The sequence below is a fragment of the Streptomyces sp. NRRL B-1347 genome, from assembly GCF_000720325.1.
Taxonomy (GTDB): Bacteria; Actinomycetota; Actinomycetes; order Streptomycetales; family Streptomycetaceae; genus Streptomyces.
On the sequence record NZ_JOJM01000121.1, the window covers coordinates 1 to 16,215 of the forward strand.

9 protein-coding genes and 4 pseudogenes are annotated in these 16,215 nt (G+C 67.1%); 9 read left to right on the forward strand and 4 right to left on the reverse strand.

Going from position 1 to position 16,215, the window contains the following annotated elements; genetic code table 11:
- Window positions 1-564: 564 nt before the first annotated feature.
- From IG74_RS54330 to IG74_RS0142710, 6 genes and pseudogenes are all read left to right on the forward strand, one after another.
- Window positions 565-2,262 (forward strand): annotated as a pseudogene (locus IG74_RS54330) (1-deoxy-D-xylulose-5-phosphate synthase); the annotation flags it as partial.
- Window positions 2,263-2,442: 180 nt separating this feature from the next.
- The gene (gene ispG, locus IG74_RS54335) at window positions 2,443-3,588 is read left to right on the forward strand and encodes a flavodoxin-dependent (E)-4-hydroxy-3-methylbut-2-enyl-diphosphate synthase (RefSeq protein ID WP_030688805.1); all 1,146 of its coding nucleotides are present in this window, start codon (window positions 2,443-2,445) and stop codon (window positions 3,586-3,588) included.
- Window positions 3,585-4,676 carry a polyprenyl synthetase family protein gene (locus IG74_RS0142695; RefSeq protein ID WP_030688806.1) on the forward strand — a complete coding sequence of 364 codons (1,092 nt, stop codon included), beginning with the start codon at window positions 3,585-3,587 and terminating at the stop codon, window positions 4,674-4,676. Before ispG ends, IG74_RS0142695 begins: the two co-directional genes overlap by 4 nt.
- 292 nt (window positions 4,677-4,968) lie before the next feature.
- Window positions 4,969-6,405, forward strand: coding sequence for a cytochrome P450 (locus tag IG74_RS0142700; protein WP_234334646.1), 1,437 nt, complete (start codon window positions 4,969-4,971; stop codon window positions 6,403-6,405).
- 51 nt (window positions 6,406-6,456) lie between these two features.
- Window positions 6,457-7,284: a hypothetical protein gene (locus IG74_RS0142705; protein ID WP_030688812.1), complete on the forward strand. Its 828-nt coding sequence runs from the start codon at window positions 6,457-6,459 to the stop codon at window positions 7,282-7,284.
- Window positions 7,285-7,327: 43 nt separating this feature from the next.
- Window positions 7,328-9,118, forward strand: a complete 1,791-nt coding sequence (locus tag IG74_RS0142710) for a hypothetical protein (protein ID WP_158858052.1) — start codon at window positions 7,328-7,330, stop codon at window positions 9,116-9,118.
- A gap of 214 nt (window positions 9,119-9,332) precedes the next feature.
- Here IG74_RS0142710 and IG74_RS51615 read toward each other — a convergent pair.
- A pseudogene (locus IG74_RS51615) lies at window positions 9,333-9,461 on the reverse strand (IS5/IS1182 family transposase); the annotation flags it as partial.
- A gap of 1 nt (window position 9,462) precedes the next feature.
- Window positions 9,463-10,980: pseudogene (locus IG74_RS0142715) on the reverse strand (ISL3 family transposase); the annotation flags it as partial.
- 68 nt (window positions 10,981-11,048) lie between these two features.
- Between IG74_RS0142715 and IG74_RS0142720 the strand changes: the two are divergent.
- Together IG74_RS0142720 and IG74_RS0142725 are read left to right on the forward strand one after the other, a co-directional pair.
- Window positions 11,049-12,173 (forward strand): annotated as a pseudogene (locus tag IG74_RS0142720) (IS4 family transposase); the annotation flags it as partial.
- Window positions 12,174-12,333: 160 nt separating this feature from the next.
- On the forward strand, window positions 12,334-13,572 hold the full coding sequence (locus IG74_RS0142725; RefSeq protein ID WP_030688820.1) for an IS256 family transposase: 1,239 nt from the start codon (window positions 12,334-12,336) through the stop codon (window positions 13,570-13,572).
- Between the two features lie 461 nt (window positions 13,573-14,033).
- Here the strand turns inward: IG74_RS0142725 and IG74_RS0142730 are convergent, their stop codons facing one another.
- Both IG74_RS0142730 and IG74_RS0142735 read right to left on the reverse strand, forming a co-directional pair.
- Complete coding sequence (locus IG74_RS0142730; RefSeq protein ID WP_037827151.1) at window positions 14,034-15,122, reverse strand: SEC-C metal-binding domain-containing protein; 1,089 nt, start codon at window positions 15,120-15,122, stop codon at window positions 14,034-14,036.
- Window positions 15,123-15,174: 52 nt separating this feature from the next.
- The gene (locus tag IG74_RS0142735; protein WP_030688823.1) at window positions 15,175-15,645 is read right to left on the reverse strand and encodes a single-stranded DNA-binding protein; all 471 of its coding nucleotides are present in this window, start codon (window positions 15,643-15,645) and stop codon (window positions 15,175-15,177) included.
- A gap of 74 nt (window positions 15,646-15,719) precedes the next feature.
- On the opposite strand from IG74_RS0142735, the gene IG74_RS0142740 reads away from it, so the two are divergent.
- On the forward strand, window positions 15,720-15,935 hold the full coding sequence (locus IG74_RS0142740) for a hypothetical protein (protein WP_030688825.1): 216 nt from the start codon (window positions 15,720-15,722) through the stop codon (window positions 15,933-15,935).
- Window positions 15,936-16,215 lie beyond the last annotated feature (280 nt).

The following is a 16,215-nucleotide window of genomic DNA, read 5'->3' on the forward strand; positions in this document are numbered from 1 at the left end:
ATGCGCGGCAGCCCCTGGACACCCACCACCTCCTGAAACCCCGGGCCACCCGGCGATCCAGCATGCCCACCAGCCCCCACAGACCTAACCAGTTACCAGGCGGGAAGACCTTGGTCGGCTTCCTCGCTCTACCAGGAGTCCCGTTGCCCTGACCGGCACTTCTCCCAAATACCCCGACCCTGTTGACAGCGGCGGACAAGCCATAACTCCGTGGTCTTGGAGTACTTCCGGGGAGCAGCCATGGTCAGACTTCCTCTCATGAGTCCCATCTGACTCTCTGTCAACTCCTTCCGCATCTCGGGGGAGCCTCAGTTGCCGGGAACGGCGAAGCCTGAACCTGCATGGGTCCGCCGGACGGCTCCGGTGCACGGCGCACGAGGGGGTACGAGGAGCGCGTGGGTGTGCATTTGATGCCTTAGGTCTATGCAGTGAGAGTAAAATGCGCCGTGTGCTTCCCGCGCTCATTTCGAATGTGCGCCCCACGATTAGGTGTTCACGCCGGAGGGGAATACCCTCTTCGCTTTGCGCTGTGTCTCTGTCCTTGTCCTCTGCTGGCAGGTTTCCATGGACGCACCGGATGTTGCTCGTCCGCTGCCGGGCGGGAGTCCCCGGCCTGGTTCGCGTGAGGATGCGGGCGATGAGAGCGGGAGGGAGTGGCTGCGGGGGCTGGGGCCACGCCAGCTGGCTGAACTGGCCTGGGAGATCCGCTCGTTAGGGGTGGAGCGGGTGTGCGCGACAGGCGGGCATCTGGGGCCGAATTTGGGCGTGGTGGAGCTCACCCTCGCGCTGCGCCGGGTCTTCGGCTGGCCGCGGGATGCGCTGGTCTTCGATACCGGTCATCAGGCTTACGTGCACAAGATGCTCACCGGCCGCACCGGTGCCTTCGCTACCCTGCGGCAGGCCGGCGGCCTGTCGGGGTATCCGTCCCGGGCGGAGTCGGTGCACGACCTCGTGGAGAACTCGCATGCCTCCACCTCGCTGGCGTACGTGGACGGCCTGGCCAAGGCCCGCCAGCTGACCGGAGAGCAGGATCGGGCTGTGGTGGCGGTCATCGGGGGCGGTGCCCTGACCGGGGGCATGGCGTTTGAGGCGTTGAACAACCTCGGCGCGGCCCGGGAGCGTCCGGTGATCGTGGTGGTCAACGACAACGGCCGCTCCTATGCCCCCACCACCGGGGCCCTGGCCAGCCATCTGGCGGCCCTCCGGCAGGGAGACGGCCTGCGGGCGGGCCGGAATGTCTTCACTGATCTGGGTTTCGTCTATCTCGGGCCGGTGGACGGTCACGACATCAGCACGGTGGAGGCCGCGCTGCGCCGGGCGCGGGCGCTTGCGTGTCCGGTGGTGGTGCATACGGTCACCGTCAAGGGCAAGGGGTATGCGCCCGCCGAGCTGGACGAGGCAGACTGCCTGCACGCCGTCGGCCCGGTCGATGCCGCCACCGGCTACGTGCCGGTCTGCACGGAAGTGTCCGCGCCGTCGGGGACTGCGGTGTTCGGGCGGGCGCTGGTGGAGGTGGCGGCCGGCCGTGAGGAGGTGGTGGCGGTGACGGCGTCGATGCTGCGCCCGGCCGGCCTCCATTCCCTGGCGGTGAAGTTTCCCGGGCGGGTTTTCGACGTCGGGATCGCCGAGCAGCACGCCGTCACCTCGGCCGCGGGGTTGGCGATGGGCGGTTTCCATCCCGTGGTCGCGATCTACGCGACGTTCCTGAACCGGGCCTTCGACCAGGTGCTGATGGATGTCGGCCTGCACCGGCTGCCGGTCACTTTCGTCCTGGACCGGGCCGGGATCACCGGCCCGGACGGGCCCAGTCATCACGGTATGTGGGATCTGGCGCTGCTGTCGGTGGTTCCGGGTATCCGTATTGCCGCTCTCCGGGACGCGGCCCGGCTGCGTGAGCTGCTGGGCCAGGCCGTGGCCCAGGACGGGCCGACCGTCCTGCGCTTCCCCAAGGGCACCGCCGGTGCGGACATCGCCGCCGTAGCGCGTATGGACGGCATCGACGTCCTGCACCGCGGCGTCTACCGGCCGCTGGATGTCCTGCTCGTGCCCGTCGGGCCGCTCGCCGGGCCCTGCCTTGCGGCAGCTGCCCTGCTGGAAGAGCACGGGGTCGGGGTCACCGTGGCCGATCCGGGCTGGGTCCATCCGGTCCATCCCGCCCTGACCGCGCTGGCGGCCCGGCACCGTCTGACGGTCAGTGCGGAGGATGGTCTGCGTGACGGCGGTATCGGTCACCGCATCGCCCCGGCCTGCCGCGACGCGCGCGTCACCGTCCCGGTCTTCCCACTCGGTCTGGACACCGCCTTCGCCCCCCACGGGGTCCCGCAGCGGTCTGCTCGCCCGGGCGGGCCTGGACAGCGACGGCATCACGCGCACCGTCCTGCACCACCTGCGCGACGAGCCACCGGCTCCTGCTTCCCCGCTCCCGGCCGCAAGGAGTGCGCGATGAGCACGACGGCTCTCGGCATGCCCGCCCCGCCGCCCCAGACGCCGGTGCGCCGCCCCTGTCGCCAGATCCGCGTCGGGACGGTGCCGGTCGGGGGCGGCGCCCCCATCAGCGTGCAGACCATGACCATGACCACCACCAACACCGCAGACGTGGAGGCCAAGCTGCAGCAGATCGCCGAGATCACGGCGGCGGACTGCGATCTGGTCCGCGTCGCCGTCCCCACTGGCGACGACGCCGCCGCCCTCCCCAAAATCGTGGCCAAGTCGCCGATCCCGGTGATCGCCGACATCCACTTCCAGCCCCGCTACGTCCACGCCGCACTCGACGCCGGTTGCGCCTCGGTCCGCGTCAACCCCGGCAACATCAAACGCTTCGACGACCGTGTCGCCGACATCGCCCACGCCGCCGCAGCGGCCGGGGTGCCGATCCGGATCGGGGTCAACGCCGGCTCGCTGGATCCACGACTGCTCGCCAAGCACGGCAGCGCCACCCCGCAAGCCCTCGTGGAGTCCGCCCTGTGGGAAGCCTCGCTGTTTGAAGAACACGGCTTCACCGATCTGAAGATTGCGGTCAAGCACCACGATCCGACGACCGTGGTGGCCGTGAACCGGCTGCTGGCCGAAGCCTGTGACTATCCCCTCCACCTCGGTGTCACCGAAGCCGGCCCGGCCTTCCAGGGAGTGATCAAGTCCGCCGTCGCCTTCGGCGTTCTCCTGAACGAGGGCATCGGGGACACTCTCCGCGTCCCCCTGTCGGCACCGCCAGTGGAGCAGGTCAAGGCCGGCCGCCACCTCCTCGCTTCGCTGGGCCTGCGCCCAAGGAAGCTGGAGATCGTCTCCTGCCCCGGCTGCGGCCGCCTCCAAGTCGACCTCCACCGCCTCGCCATGAAGGTCGAGGCCGCCTTCACCGGCTTCCCCCACCCCCTGCGCATCGCCGTGATGGGCTGCGTGGTCAACGGCCCCGGCGAATCCCGCGAGGCCGACCTCGGGGTGTCCTGCGGCAACGGCAAGGGCCAAATCTTCAGCCGCGGCCAGGTAGTGGCCACCGTCCCCGAACACCGCATCGTCGAGACGCTGCTGGAGCAAGCACTGCACCTGACCGACAACGCCCCAGGCGACGGCGAGGAGGGCAGCGAACCATGACCACCCCCGCCATCGCTGGGACCGCCTCTCCCCTCGACCTGACGGCCATCCGCCGCGCAGTCGACACCGTGCTGGAGGAGTTCCTGCAGCGCAAGGCCCATACGGCCGCCAGCGGCCATCTGCCCGGCGAGGTCACCCAGGTACTGCACGACTTCCTCTTCGCCGGCGGAAAACGCCTGCGCCCCCTGCTGTGCGTGACGGGCTGGCACGCCGCGGCCGGCCACGGCGACACCACTCCGGTGATCCGTACGGCAGCGTCGCTGGAGCTGTTCCACGCCTTCGCCCTCATCCACGACGACCTCATGGACCGCTCCGCCACCCGCCGCGGCCACCCGACCGTCCACCGCGCCCTGGCCGCCCGCTACCACGGCGGACGCAGCTCCCTGGCAGCCGAACACCTCGGCACCAGCGGAGCGATCCTGGTCGGCGACCTAGCCCTGACCTGGTCCGACGAACTCCTCCACACCGCACGCGTGGCTCCCGGGCGGCTGGCCGCCGTCCTGCCGGTGATCGACACCATGCGCACCGAGGTGATGTACGGCCAGTACCTCGACCTGCTGGCCACCGGCGACCCCACCGACGACCTCGACACCCCCCTCACCGTGATCCGCTACAAGACCGCCAAGTACACCGTCGAACGCCCCCTCCATACCGGTGCCGTCCTTGCCGACGCCCGCCCCGGAGCCCAGGCCGCTCTGACCGCCTTCGCCCTGCCTGCGGGGGAGGCATTCCAGCTGCGCGACGACCTCCTCGGCGTCTTCGGAGACCCGGCGGTCACCGGCAAGTCCCACCTCGATGACCTGCGCGAGGGCAAGCACACCGCACTGATGGCGATGGCGCTGCGTCAGGCCGACCACGGCCAGGCCACCCAACTGCACGCCCTGGTCGGCGACCCGCAGCTGGACGACCAAGGCGCTGCCACCGTCCGTGACATCCTCACCGCGACCGGCGCCCGCTCCGCCATCGAGCAGATGATCTCCCTCCGGCACCGGCAGGCCCTGAGCGCCCTGGACACCGACCTGCTGTCCCCTGCCGCGGCCACCACCCTGCGCTCCCTTACCGACAGTCTCATCCGGAGATCCCGGTGAACCGCCAGCACAGCCCCGCACACGCGCCTGCACGCCCCTGCCTCATGGGCAGCCGCTTCAACCTGCGTGACCTCGCCCCGCTGCGGTCGACATCATCACAGGCACAGCGTCCAGCTGCTTCTGGTGCGAGCACTGCGTCTGACCGAGGACACCAAAGCCGGGAGCACAACATGACCGGCTCCACGGTCTCCCTCAACAGCACCGCACGCCCCCTGGCCCCCGTTGCCGAAGTCCTCGAACTCACCGGCTACGGAGAGCGACTGGAGAAACCGTCATGAAAGTCTCAGAGGCGATGCCCACCGCACCCGGAGCGCTACCGCTGCTCGGTCATCTCCCACCGCTGCTCCAGGACCCACTGAGCTTCCTGACCTCTCTGCCGGACTACGGCAACCTGGTCCAGATCCGCCTCGGCCCGCGGGCTGCGGTCGTGGTGTGTGACCCGAAACTCACCCGCCAGATCCTGGTCGACGACCACACGTTCGACAAAGGCGGTCCTTTGATCGACCGGGCCCGGGAGGTGCTCGGCAACGGGCTGGCTTCCTGCCCGCACCAGGAGCATCGGAGGCAGCGACGCCTGGTGCAGCCCGCCTTCCACCCCGCTCGCCTCCCCGAGTATGCCCGCACGATGACCACCAGGGCCACCGCAGTGATCCAGTCATGGCAGGACGGCCAAGTCCTCGATGTACTGGCGGAGATGATGACCATCACCTCCGCGACAGTGACGGAGTCGCTGTCCAATGGCTTCACCGCGCCGCAGATGCGCCAAGCGGCTGCTGACTCCAACACCTTCATCGCCGGACTGTACCGGCGGATGCTGCTAGCACCGCTGAACTGGCTGCCCACCCCCGGCAACCGCCGCTACCAGCAGGCTCGCACCCGCCTGTGGCGGACCATCGACACCATGATCGTGCAGGCGCGCGCGAATAGCGCCGACCACGGCGACCTGCTGTCGGCGCTGCTGGCGGCCCGCGACCCCGTCGGCGCTGCCACCCCAGACCGTCAGGGCCTGAGTGATAGCGAGATCCGCGACATTGCCCTCGGCCTGCTCATCACCGGAACCGAGGGGCCCGCCGTCGCCCTGGCCTGGGCGCTGCACCTGATCTCCGACCACCACGCCCTCGAACAGCGCCTGCACGCCGAAGTCGACACCGTCCTGACCGATGGCACCGCCCGCGTCGAACACCTGCCCAAACTGGAGCTGACCGGCCACATCATCACCGAAGCCCTGCGGCTCTACCCACCCGCCTGGATGCTCACCCGCACCGTCGCGACCGACACCGACCTGGGCGGACACCGCCTCCTCGCAGGCACCACCGTCATCTACAGCCCCTACCTCATCCACCGCCGCAGCGACGTGTACGAGCACCCCGACCGCTTCGACCCCGACCGCTGGAACACCTCCCAGCACCGCCCGCCACCCCGTCACGCATTTATCCCCTTCGGGGCGGGCACCCGCAAATGCCCCGGCGACACCTACGCCATCGCCGAGACCACCCTCACCCTCGCGACCATCGCCGCCCACTGGCGCCTACACCCTTTCCCCGGCCAGCACGTCCGCCCCGCCCCAAGCGCCCTCCTGAAACCACACGGGCTGCGCATGCGCGCCACGCCCAGGCTCGCAGCCCGCCCCCACAAAGGCCGCGCCTACCAGCCGCCCCGGCCACCACAGGCTGCTGCCCTCCCGGCCGCTCCCCAGGAGCACGTTTCCCGCACCGACACATCGCCATAGCAGCTGCCGGGCTCCGAGGCGGCTGCCGGCAATCACCAAACGGGCAGGTGAATGAAGATCATGAATACTCCACCGCAAGGATGGACGTCCACCACAACCGACACGGTCATCATTGCGCTCTTCAGCATCTGGCTTGTGGTCCTGGCCGCCTGGGCTCTGTGGAACCGCAGGCCCCGGCGCCGGGCCCAACTGGCGATTCTTGTCGTTTCCTGTACTGCGGCCTCGCTGACCGAGGCCGCCAACGACTTCCTGGTCAACGCCCAGCATTTCCATAGTCGCGATGCGTTGATCATCTACTCGGCCTTCGGCCGCGAAATCAGCGTGGGGGCCGTCCTCGGATACGCGGCAGCGGGGGGCACTATGGCCTTCCTGGCGCTGGTTGCGCTCGATCGCGGCTGGTCGAACAGAGGGCTGTGGAAAATCTTTTCCGCGATCGCGGTGGTCGACTTCATCACAGAAGCCTTCTTGATCCGGCTCGGCATGTATGTCTATTACGGAAGCCAGCCGCTTCAACTGTTCCGAGTGCCGTTCACATGGCCGTTCATTTACCCCGTGAGTTTCATGGTCATCGGTCTGGCACTCCAACGATTCATGGCGCACGTTCGTGGCGCACGTCTTCTCTTGTTCGTGCCGATGGGGGCCGGCCTGTACTTCGGTGCCGCCGTGTTCGCGGGATGGCCGACGATGCTCGGGGCCGGGATGAACCTGGATACACCGGCGATGACCGTGCTCGGCGCGGTGAGCGTCGTGCTCGTCTCGGTGTCGTTCGCCGGCTTGATCAAGTGGCTGAACAGGTCGCCCGTTGTCGATGCACCCGGTCCGGTTCCAGCCGTGGACAGCCGGGTGGGGAGGGACGGCAATCGCAACCGCATGGCCTGATCAGCAAGCCCCCAACAGCAGAGAGTCTGGAGGACCGGTCGCGATGGCAAGCAAGAACGCCCTCGGCATCACCGGCGTCCTGCCCGAGGTGGCGCAACGTGTCCACGCAGCGTCGTGCGATGGGACAGTATTGAGCCCGGGCCAAGGAATACGCCCGGCGTCACTGAATGTGCTGTGGACTCGGAAATGCGCCGAGCAATCACCTCTAGCGGATCATATCGCGGCGGTGAAAGAGCAGCTGTACGGCGAGGAGACACGTGATCCCTCCATACCTGAAGAATGGGAATACCATCCCGCACTCGAACTGCGCAGGCTGCAGAATCCCGCCGCACAGAGCGGCCCCTTCAAGGCGTGGTCACGCGACTGTGCCGAAATGACCAAGAATGCACGGGATCTCCTGGACGGCATCATCAGGGCACGCGAGGACCACGGGGGAGAAAGGCCGGAAAAGAGCGCTGGCGTCCGCCAAGAGAGGAACCTCGGAGTGCGGTCCCTCCCGGTCACGGTCGGAGAAGACCCGGTAGGCGCCTTCGTCGAACAAGCCCGTGCCGGAGCCAACGCTGGCCGAAGTACGAAGTCGAATGCTTCTCCCTGTACGGCGCGGGTCTGGACGGATGTGATGGACGAGTTCGGGCTCACCGGCATCGCCGCTTACCCAGTTGTCACGATGGGCGCGTGGTGGATATCTCCCCTGGAAGGGGATTTCAACAACGACTGGCGGCAGGACTACCTCGCCATCCTGACCTACTCGTTCTACTTTGAATACAACGTGGATACCGCTCCCTTCGGGCACCCAGACCCAGCTCGGCTGATGCGAGAACTGATCCACATCTGGAACATGCCCGGTTTGTCGGCCGAACTCCAGGTCCGCAGATCGCATATGTCCTGCAGCATGGTGTTCTTCGACGCGAAACGAAAGCACGAGGCGGCGGTAAAAAGCCATCCGACCGACGGGCTGACAACATGGGTACATGACGATCGGGACCGATGGCGGGACTTCAAAGCGCTGGACAGCGGTGCCTATCCGCACTACGTGTCCTTCGCCGAAGGAACCCCGGGGCGGGACGACATGATGCTCTGCGGGCTCGTCAACGACTGGGTGGACATAGGGCCCGACCTACGATACGAGGAGTGCAATCAGTCGGTCCTCGCACTCACCCGGGGGTCGCTGATCCTGTCTGATCTGCTGAAATGTTACGAGCGTACCGTGTGGATGCTCAATGCCCAGTTCAACTCAGAAGAACGCTACGCCGGGTGCGTGGCAACCTTCGGCGCCTGCGTGTGGGGAACCTGCAACCATCGCCAAGATGTATGGCGATACTACGCTCTAGCCTTCGACCTGTGCGCAGCCGCAGAGTCATTAGATCTCTACATGACGTGCGAGCTCGCCGACTGCTATACAGCAGAGATGGCAGCCGTGGACCCGGCAGAGGCGAAAACACTGCCCGTGCTGCGGCGGCAATTGCAGTACAGCGTGCAGATCGACGGGAAGGAACACGTGGGCGAGGTCGCTTTGCATATCTCCATCTGCGATGCCGTGCAGGATAGCCTGCTACCTATGAGCGTCGTTGAGTTCGAGTTCATTGTCCCGCTGCTACTTCGCCGCAGAGAGATATCAGCACAAGCCTTCCTGGCCTATATGGACCGCGTCTACTGCGAAAATTTTGCAGCAGTCGTACGATCTGCACACTCGAGCTGCTTCAGTCGAGCATACGGCGGAGCCATGGCCGCCCTGGTCATGGAGCAATGGTGGGCCGGCATGTACTTCGCGATCGGTGTCGGGAGCTTGATCGAAGCTCAACCCGGCCATGTAGCCGGGGATCGCGCACACTGAGCCTCTTCAGCTGCGTCACCCGATGGTGAATCAGTGGCCTCTGACCAGAGGTTTCAGCGAACACCGTCACCCGATCGGTGGCCGCGTTGAAAAGGCTCACTGAGCCTCTTTCATCCTCCGGCCCCTGTCACGCTCGTAGGCTTGCTGACCTGTGGTAACACCACTCGGAGTCACCCCTGGAAGGCCAGGATGAAAGAGGTTCACTGAACCTCTTTCATCCTGAATAGTCGCAGGTCAGGAGGGGGTAGATGGCCTGAACGAGAGTGCTGATGCGGCGGGTGGAGCATCGGGCTCTGCGCAGGATGCGCCAGGACTTCAGCCGGGCGAAGGCGCGTTCGCCGGGGGTGGCGGAGGAGGGTGAAGCCTGCTCGGCCGTGCATCTGGCGCGCGATCCGCTTGGTCTTGGTGTTGACGCCTTCGGTGGGGCCGTTGCTGTACGGCAGCGTGAGTGCGGCGTTCACGGCGTCGAGGTCTCGTTCCAGGCCGCGGGTGAAGGCGTGCAGGTGGGGCAGGTCGGCGTCGCGGACCTGAATGATCCAGCACGCGAGTGCGTCGGCATTGTCGGCGTGAGGCACCAAAAGTGGGGCGAAGTCCCGGACGGCTGCTGCCAGTTGGGTCATCTCGGGGCAGGCCGCGGTGAGCTTGGCCAGGAGCTCGTGCTGCTCGGCCTTGAGGTTGTCGGGCCTGGTCAGCAGCATCCGGGCGAGCCGGCGCGGCGAGATGTGACTGCGGTCGGCGTCCGCGCGGCCCTGGTTGATGTACTTGTGCAGGAGGTTCAGGCAGCCGGTGAAGCCGAGGGCCTTGATCTCTTCGAAGAGGTGCAGGACGGGGACGGCAGGGTCTTCGGCCCGGCGTTTTCGCAGGTGTTCGCGGTAGGGGTCGACCAGACTGGCACGGTATTTGGGAACGCGGAGCATGCGTTCGGGCTTGTCCGCGCGGGCGTAGCGTTTGACGGTGTTCAGGGCCAGTTGCAGACGCCGGGCGCATTCGAGCAGGCCCACGCCCTGGTCGAGCAGGCCATGGACCTGGTGCCAGCGTTCCAGGGTGGTCTGGGCGCGGGGCCCGTCGTAGATCGGCGCGTCCAGGACGGTGGCCCAGCAGGCGCTGTGCGCCTTGACCTCGCTCAGGGCGGCTTCGCACAGGTTGTGCCAGACATGCCATCGATCGGCGACTTGCGTGGCGTCGGGCAGGGCACGGCGGATCGCTTCGGCGTAGGTCGCCGAGCCGTCACGGCACACGGCCTCGGTGTCTGGATGCTGCCGCAGCCATGCTTCGAGGGTGTCGGTGGTGCGGTCGGGCAGCACGTCGATCCGCTCATGGGTCTCGGCGTCGATGATCACGGTGGCGTAGCGGTGGCGCCGGCGCAGCGCGAAATCATCAACGCCGATCACGCGAGGTGTCCGCCTGACGGGGAGCGGCATGCGCAGGAGCGCGCGCAGGGCCGTGTGACGCGACAGACTCACCGCGAGTATCGCCAGCAGACGTGCCCCGGCCCGGCCCGCTAACTCCTTGACCACGGCCTTGACTTGCCTGGTCAGGCGGGTGGTTCGCCGCTGGTATCGGTCCAGCACCCCAGGCACCTGTTCCCGGAAGGTGTGCCGACAGCCACGCGTAGGACACACCAGGCGCCGCACCCGCACACGGACCACCACCCGTCGTTCATCGACCGGCACGTCGGCCACCGTCCGCCAGTGATAGCCGTGCACGCGCTCTGACGAGGCTTCGCACACCGGGCAGAGCGCGCTGTCCCGCGGCGTCCGCGCCCGCACCAAGATCCGCTCGCCTTCGTCGGCTACATCCTCGATGTCCGGCGGAAACAGGCCCGAGAACACCGTCTGCACAAGCTCGTTGACATCCTTCACACGAATGTCAACGACCCCTCACGACTCTCCGTCACCACCGAATGAGAGACAGAGCCATTGACTGGACACACCCGGGCGAGCTGACCCGGCAGCTGCCCTTTGAACTGGTCGATGACGTGCTGGAACGTACTGGTGGAACCCAGCGGAGGCTGAGGCTGCTGCCATCGAGGGCGGGCGTCTACTTCGTGCTGGCACTGGTTCTCTTCCCGCAGCTGGGGTACATGCGTGTATGGGACAAGCTAACCAGCGGGCTGCGCGGACTCCTTCCGCTGCGTCCGTCGGAGAAGGCACTGAGAGAGGTGCGCCGGCGGCTGGGTGCCGCGCCGCTGCAGCTGCTGTTCGAGACACTGGCCGGTCCCGTGGCACAGCCGATCACACCAGGAGTGCGTTACAGGTGCTGGCGCACAGTCGCCTTCGACGGCTGCAGCTCCACCAAGGCCCCTGACCGGCCGCGAGTCTGCGCTTGGCTGGGCAAACACAAGCACCGCTACGGCACGGACGGCTATCCGCTGCTGAAGATCATGGTGCTGTGCGAGACCGGGACCCGGGCCCTGCTCGGCGCCGCCTTCGGACCGACGCCCGAGAAGGAGACCGGGTACGCCGAGAAACTGCTCCCGCTGCTGGACAACAAGATGCTGCTGCTCAACGACCGGGGCTTCGACTCCGACGACTTCCTCGCGAAGGCCGCGGCCACCGGGGCACAGCTGCTGGTACGCCTCAAGGGAACCCGGACACCCGCACGCCGGGCACTCCTGCCGGACGGGTCGTTCCTGACCAGGATCAACGGGACCCGGCTGAGGATCATCGATGCGCACATCGCGGTGACGACGGCCAAAGGGCTGCGGCTGGAAGGCCACTACCGGTTAGCCACCACGCTGACCGATCACCGTCGCTACCCCGCCGCAGAGCTGGTGGAGCTCTACCACGAGCGATGGGAGATCGAGTCCGCGTTCTACTCGCTTCGGCACACCCTGCAGCGCGGTCTGGTGCTGCGATCCCAGGACGCGACCGAAATCCAGCAGGAACTCCGGGCTCACCTGACCGTCTATCAGGCACTGTGCCGGGCAATGGCCGAGGCCGTCGAGGCATTCCCCGGCACGGACCCGGACCGCGCCTCCTTCGCCGTCGCCCTGGAGACCGCCAAAGACCAGCTCATCGCCGCCGCCGACGTACTGCCCGATACCGGACCGGGAGATGGTGTCCCTCGTCGTGGTGTTGGGGATCAACTATTGGGAGTGCGCGGGCGTCTGCCCGGGGCGCACTTCCATGGGTGAGTACCGCTCCCTGAACAGGGGGCGGGCCACCGCGTAACTCTCCTTGGTGAACGCCCAGTTCAACCACGAGGAGTACACGATGGCCCTGTCCCAGTCTGAGCTCATACGGCTCCTTGGGTCACTACGCTCGACCGACGCAATCGAGCTCATCCGCGCCATCGCCGAACGGATGGTGCAGGAGCTGATCGAGGCCGAGGCGACCTCCCACATCGGCGCGGAGTGGAACGAGCACACGCCGACGCGGACCAACATCCGCAACGGGCACCGCGAGAAGGTGCTGACCACGCTGGCCGGCGATCTGGACCTGGAGATCCCCAAGGTCCGCACCGGCAGCTTCTTCCCCAGCCTGCTGGAGCGACGGCGCCGCATCGACCAGGCCCTCTACGCCGTGATCATGGAGGCATACGTGCACGGCGTCTCCACCCGCGGCGTCGATGACCTGGTCAAGGCCCTCGGCGGGGACAGCGGCATCTCGAAGTCGGAGGTCTCGCGGATCTGCGAGGCGCTCGACGAACCACTGACCGCGTTCCGTACCCGCCCGCTGGATCATGTCCGCTTCCCCTACGTCTACCTGGACGCGACCTACTGCAAGGCGCGGGTGAACCACCAGATCGTCTCCCGGGCCGTCGTGGTCGCCACCGGCATCACCGAGGACGGCAACCGCGAGGCCCTCGGATTGATGGCCGGCGACAGCGAGAGCGAGGCGTTCTGGAAGGAGTTCCTGCGCTCGCTGCGTGAGCGTGGCCTGTCCGGGGTCCGCCTGGTCGTCACCGACCAGCACTCCGGCCTGGTCGCCGCGGTCCGCAAGGTCATCCTCGGCGCCGCCTGGCAGCGGTGCAGGGTTCATTTCCTGCGCAACGTCTTCGGCGTGATCGACCGGGACTCCGGCGAAATGGTCGCCGCGACGATCCGCACGATCTTCACCCAGCCCGCCGCGGAGATGGTGCGCACCCAGCTGGACACCGTCGCCGACATGCCCGGAGCCCAGTTCCCCAAGGTCAAAGCCATGCTCCTGGAAGCGAAGGAGGACCTGACCGCGTTCGCGGACTTCCCGCCCAGGCACTGGAAGAAGATCCAGTCCACGAACCCGCTGGAACGGATCAACCGGGAGATCAAACGCCGCACCGACGTCGTCCAGGTCTTCCCCAACGACGACGCCCTGCTGCGGCTGGTCACCGCCGTGCTCTTCGAGATGCACGACGAATGGATCGCCTTCCCTCGCCGCTACCTCCCCGAAGGCAGCATGGACGAGCTCTGCCGAGAACTCCCCGAAAGCGCCCCCGCGCTACCCAACACCACCAACACGACCGCCAGTTGACCCCGAACACCACGACGAGGGACACCATCCATCCCTTTGCGTCTGGCGCTGGGGATGCGCACGCACACCTTGGCGTCCCGCTTGCTGATGTCGATGCCGGCGCAGCGTTCGTGCAGGACGTCCCTAGCTGTGGCTCCGCTTCTGTTCGGTTGTCGCTTCGCGGTGCCGTTCCGGGAGGGCCAAGGCAGTACGCAGAATCTGACACGCGTCCTCATGGCAACACTCCACGGTTCCCGTGGACGGCCCTCAGTACCACGCTGTCGTGCGAGCTCGGAGGCATCACAGAGTCATCGGTCTCGTCCGGAACGATCAACTCCACTGTCCCGGCATGCCCGTTCTCACGGCAGGGTGCTCAAGGTTGTGCGCGGCGCATACCGGCCCATTTACTGTGCCCCCGGCGCACGGCGAAGCCGCGCTGGATCGCTGTCGCGAGTTTGGTGCTGACCCCGTGTAGATCTTGGTCAGGTGGCGGCAGGGTTGCCGCAGCACTTCTTGTACTTGCGGGCGGAGCCGCACCAGCAGGGGCTGTTACGGGGCGGAGGCCACGGGGTGGCTTGGCCCCGGGCGGCGAGGTCGGCAGCGTAGTGGGCTCGAGAGTCGCCGTGCTGCGGAGAAAGGCTCTCCTCGCGGGTGAAGGACTCGAAATCGCTCACGGTGCCGTGCGCTATGCCGAGGTGGGGCTCGCCTTCGTCGGACAGGCGTTGCAGCATCTGCTCGACGTGACGGGTGTGTTCGTGGTGCTCGGTGCCGTAGTGGTCGGCCAGCTCGGGCCGTGTCTCCAGCAGTTGGGTGAACTCGTCGGGGCTCCAGAAGAGCGCGCAGGTCATACGGGGCCGGGACCGGGCTGCCCGGCGGGCTTCGACCTCAAGAGCCAGTTCCTCGATCGAGGCGATCAGGGCCTGGGGATCGTTGCCTGCTGCTTCTCGCAGTTTCGGGTTGTGGAGGTCGTCGAGGGTACTGATCGCACGAAGTTGTGCCGGGCGGTTGTCGTAGAGGTCGTGCCCGAGTTGGTCGAGGTCGTCGCACGGCCGGCCCAGGCGGCGCCGGACACGGTGGCGGCTGATGATGAGCATCTCGATGCCGTTGCCGTCCGCCGCGTCGTGAACAGCGTCAACGGAGAGGGGGGTGGCGGGGCCCAAGAGATGGGTCACTCCGGCGGTGAACCAGTCCGCGGCCTCGTGGAGATGATCTGCGACCTCGAACATCTCCGCGACGATCTCCCAGGGCCCGGCATCGGCTGGGTGCCGGCGGCGCAATGCTTCGGCCGCTTCGCGGGCCTGGTCGGTGCGTCCTGCGTTCCACAGTGCGTCGATGCGGAATGCCTCGATGAGGTGGGGGTCGTCGCAGTCGCTGTCCAGGACCTGCTGGAAGAGCGCGAGCGCCCGCTCGTGCTGGCCTGCGCGGGTGTAGAACTCCGCGGCCTCGGTCAGGAGTTCTTCCTGGTCCTGGGGATACTTCCGTGCCAGGGCCTCAAGTTCTTCGGCTTGTTGGACATCAGTACGCTCGACGAGAGCGGGCTGGCGGTGTGCGGGACGGCGCTTGCGGGACATACGACCACACTATCGACAAACGTGGGGCCGGTGCGGTGCGTCGGCGAAGGGCTCAGAACGGGTGCGGTTCAGCGGGCGCAGTGCCCGGGGCCGGCCGAGCCGAAGCGGATCCCGGCCCGGCCATCGGCGCGGGCCCGCCCTGGGCCGGCGCGCCTGGCCGGTAGGTCTTGGTGACCTGGGCGGTCATATAGGCCAGAGAGACGGCGACGTCCTCGGCGTCGATCTCCAGGACGGTACGGCGCTGGCCCTTTTTGTCGTCGAAGGTGCGCTGTTTGAGGCGGCCGGTGACGATGATCCTCATGCCGCGGGTCAGCGACTGCGCGGCATTTTCGCCTGCTTGTCGCCAGATTGAGCAGCGCAGGAACAGCGGTTCTCCGTCGACGAATTCGTTGCGGTCGCGGTCGAACACGCGCGGGGTGGAGGCGATCGTGAACCCGGCGACGGGCAGGCCGGAGGCGGTGTGGCGCAGTTCGGGATCGGCGGTCAGGTTGCCCGCCACCGTCACCAGCGTCTCGCCCGCCATGCCGCCACCCCTTGTTTCGTGCTGGAACACGCCCACCGTACCGGCCCTGCGGGCCCGCTGGCACGATAACCGGTATGACGAGTGAGGAGAAGGCGCTGGAGACGGCGGCTGCGGCCCTGCGCGAGGCGCAAGCGGCAGTTCATGCGGCCCGTCGGAGTCTGACCGTGGCGATCGTCACCGCGTACCGGGCTGGAGAGTCGGCTGTCCGCATCGCCGAGCGCACCGGCATGAGCATCATCGAAGTCCGGAATCTGCTGGCCGCCGCCGGAGCTTCCCGCCGCCGAGTGTGACCAAGTGGCCGCCGGTTCAGGAGGACAGCAGAACCCGTTTGCGCAGCAGGTCCGGTTTCGCGCGGCCGAACATCTGCCGTTTCAGCATCTTGAGCGTTTTTCATGTGTAGGCCATGAGGGTGAGGATGGCGGCGGCGACTGACGTGAGGCGCCCCGAAGTTTCCGGACACCGACCCAATAGGGAGCCTTTTCCACTTGTACGGTTTGTGGGTTGGGCGGTGACAGTATGTTGTCGGGTGCGTGACGAACGGGGCATCCCGCTGGTTTGCCAAGTCGCCAA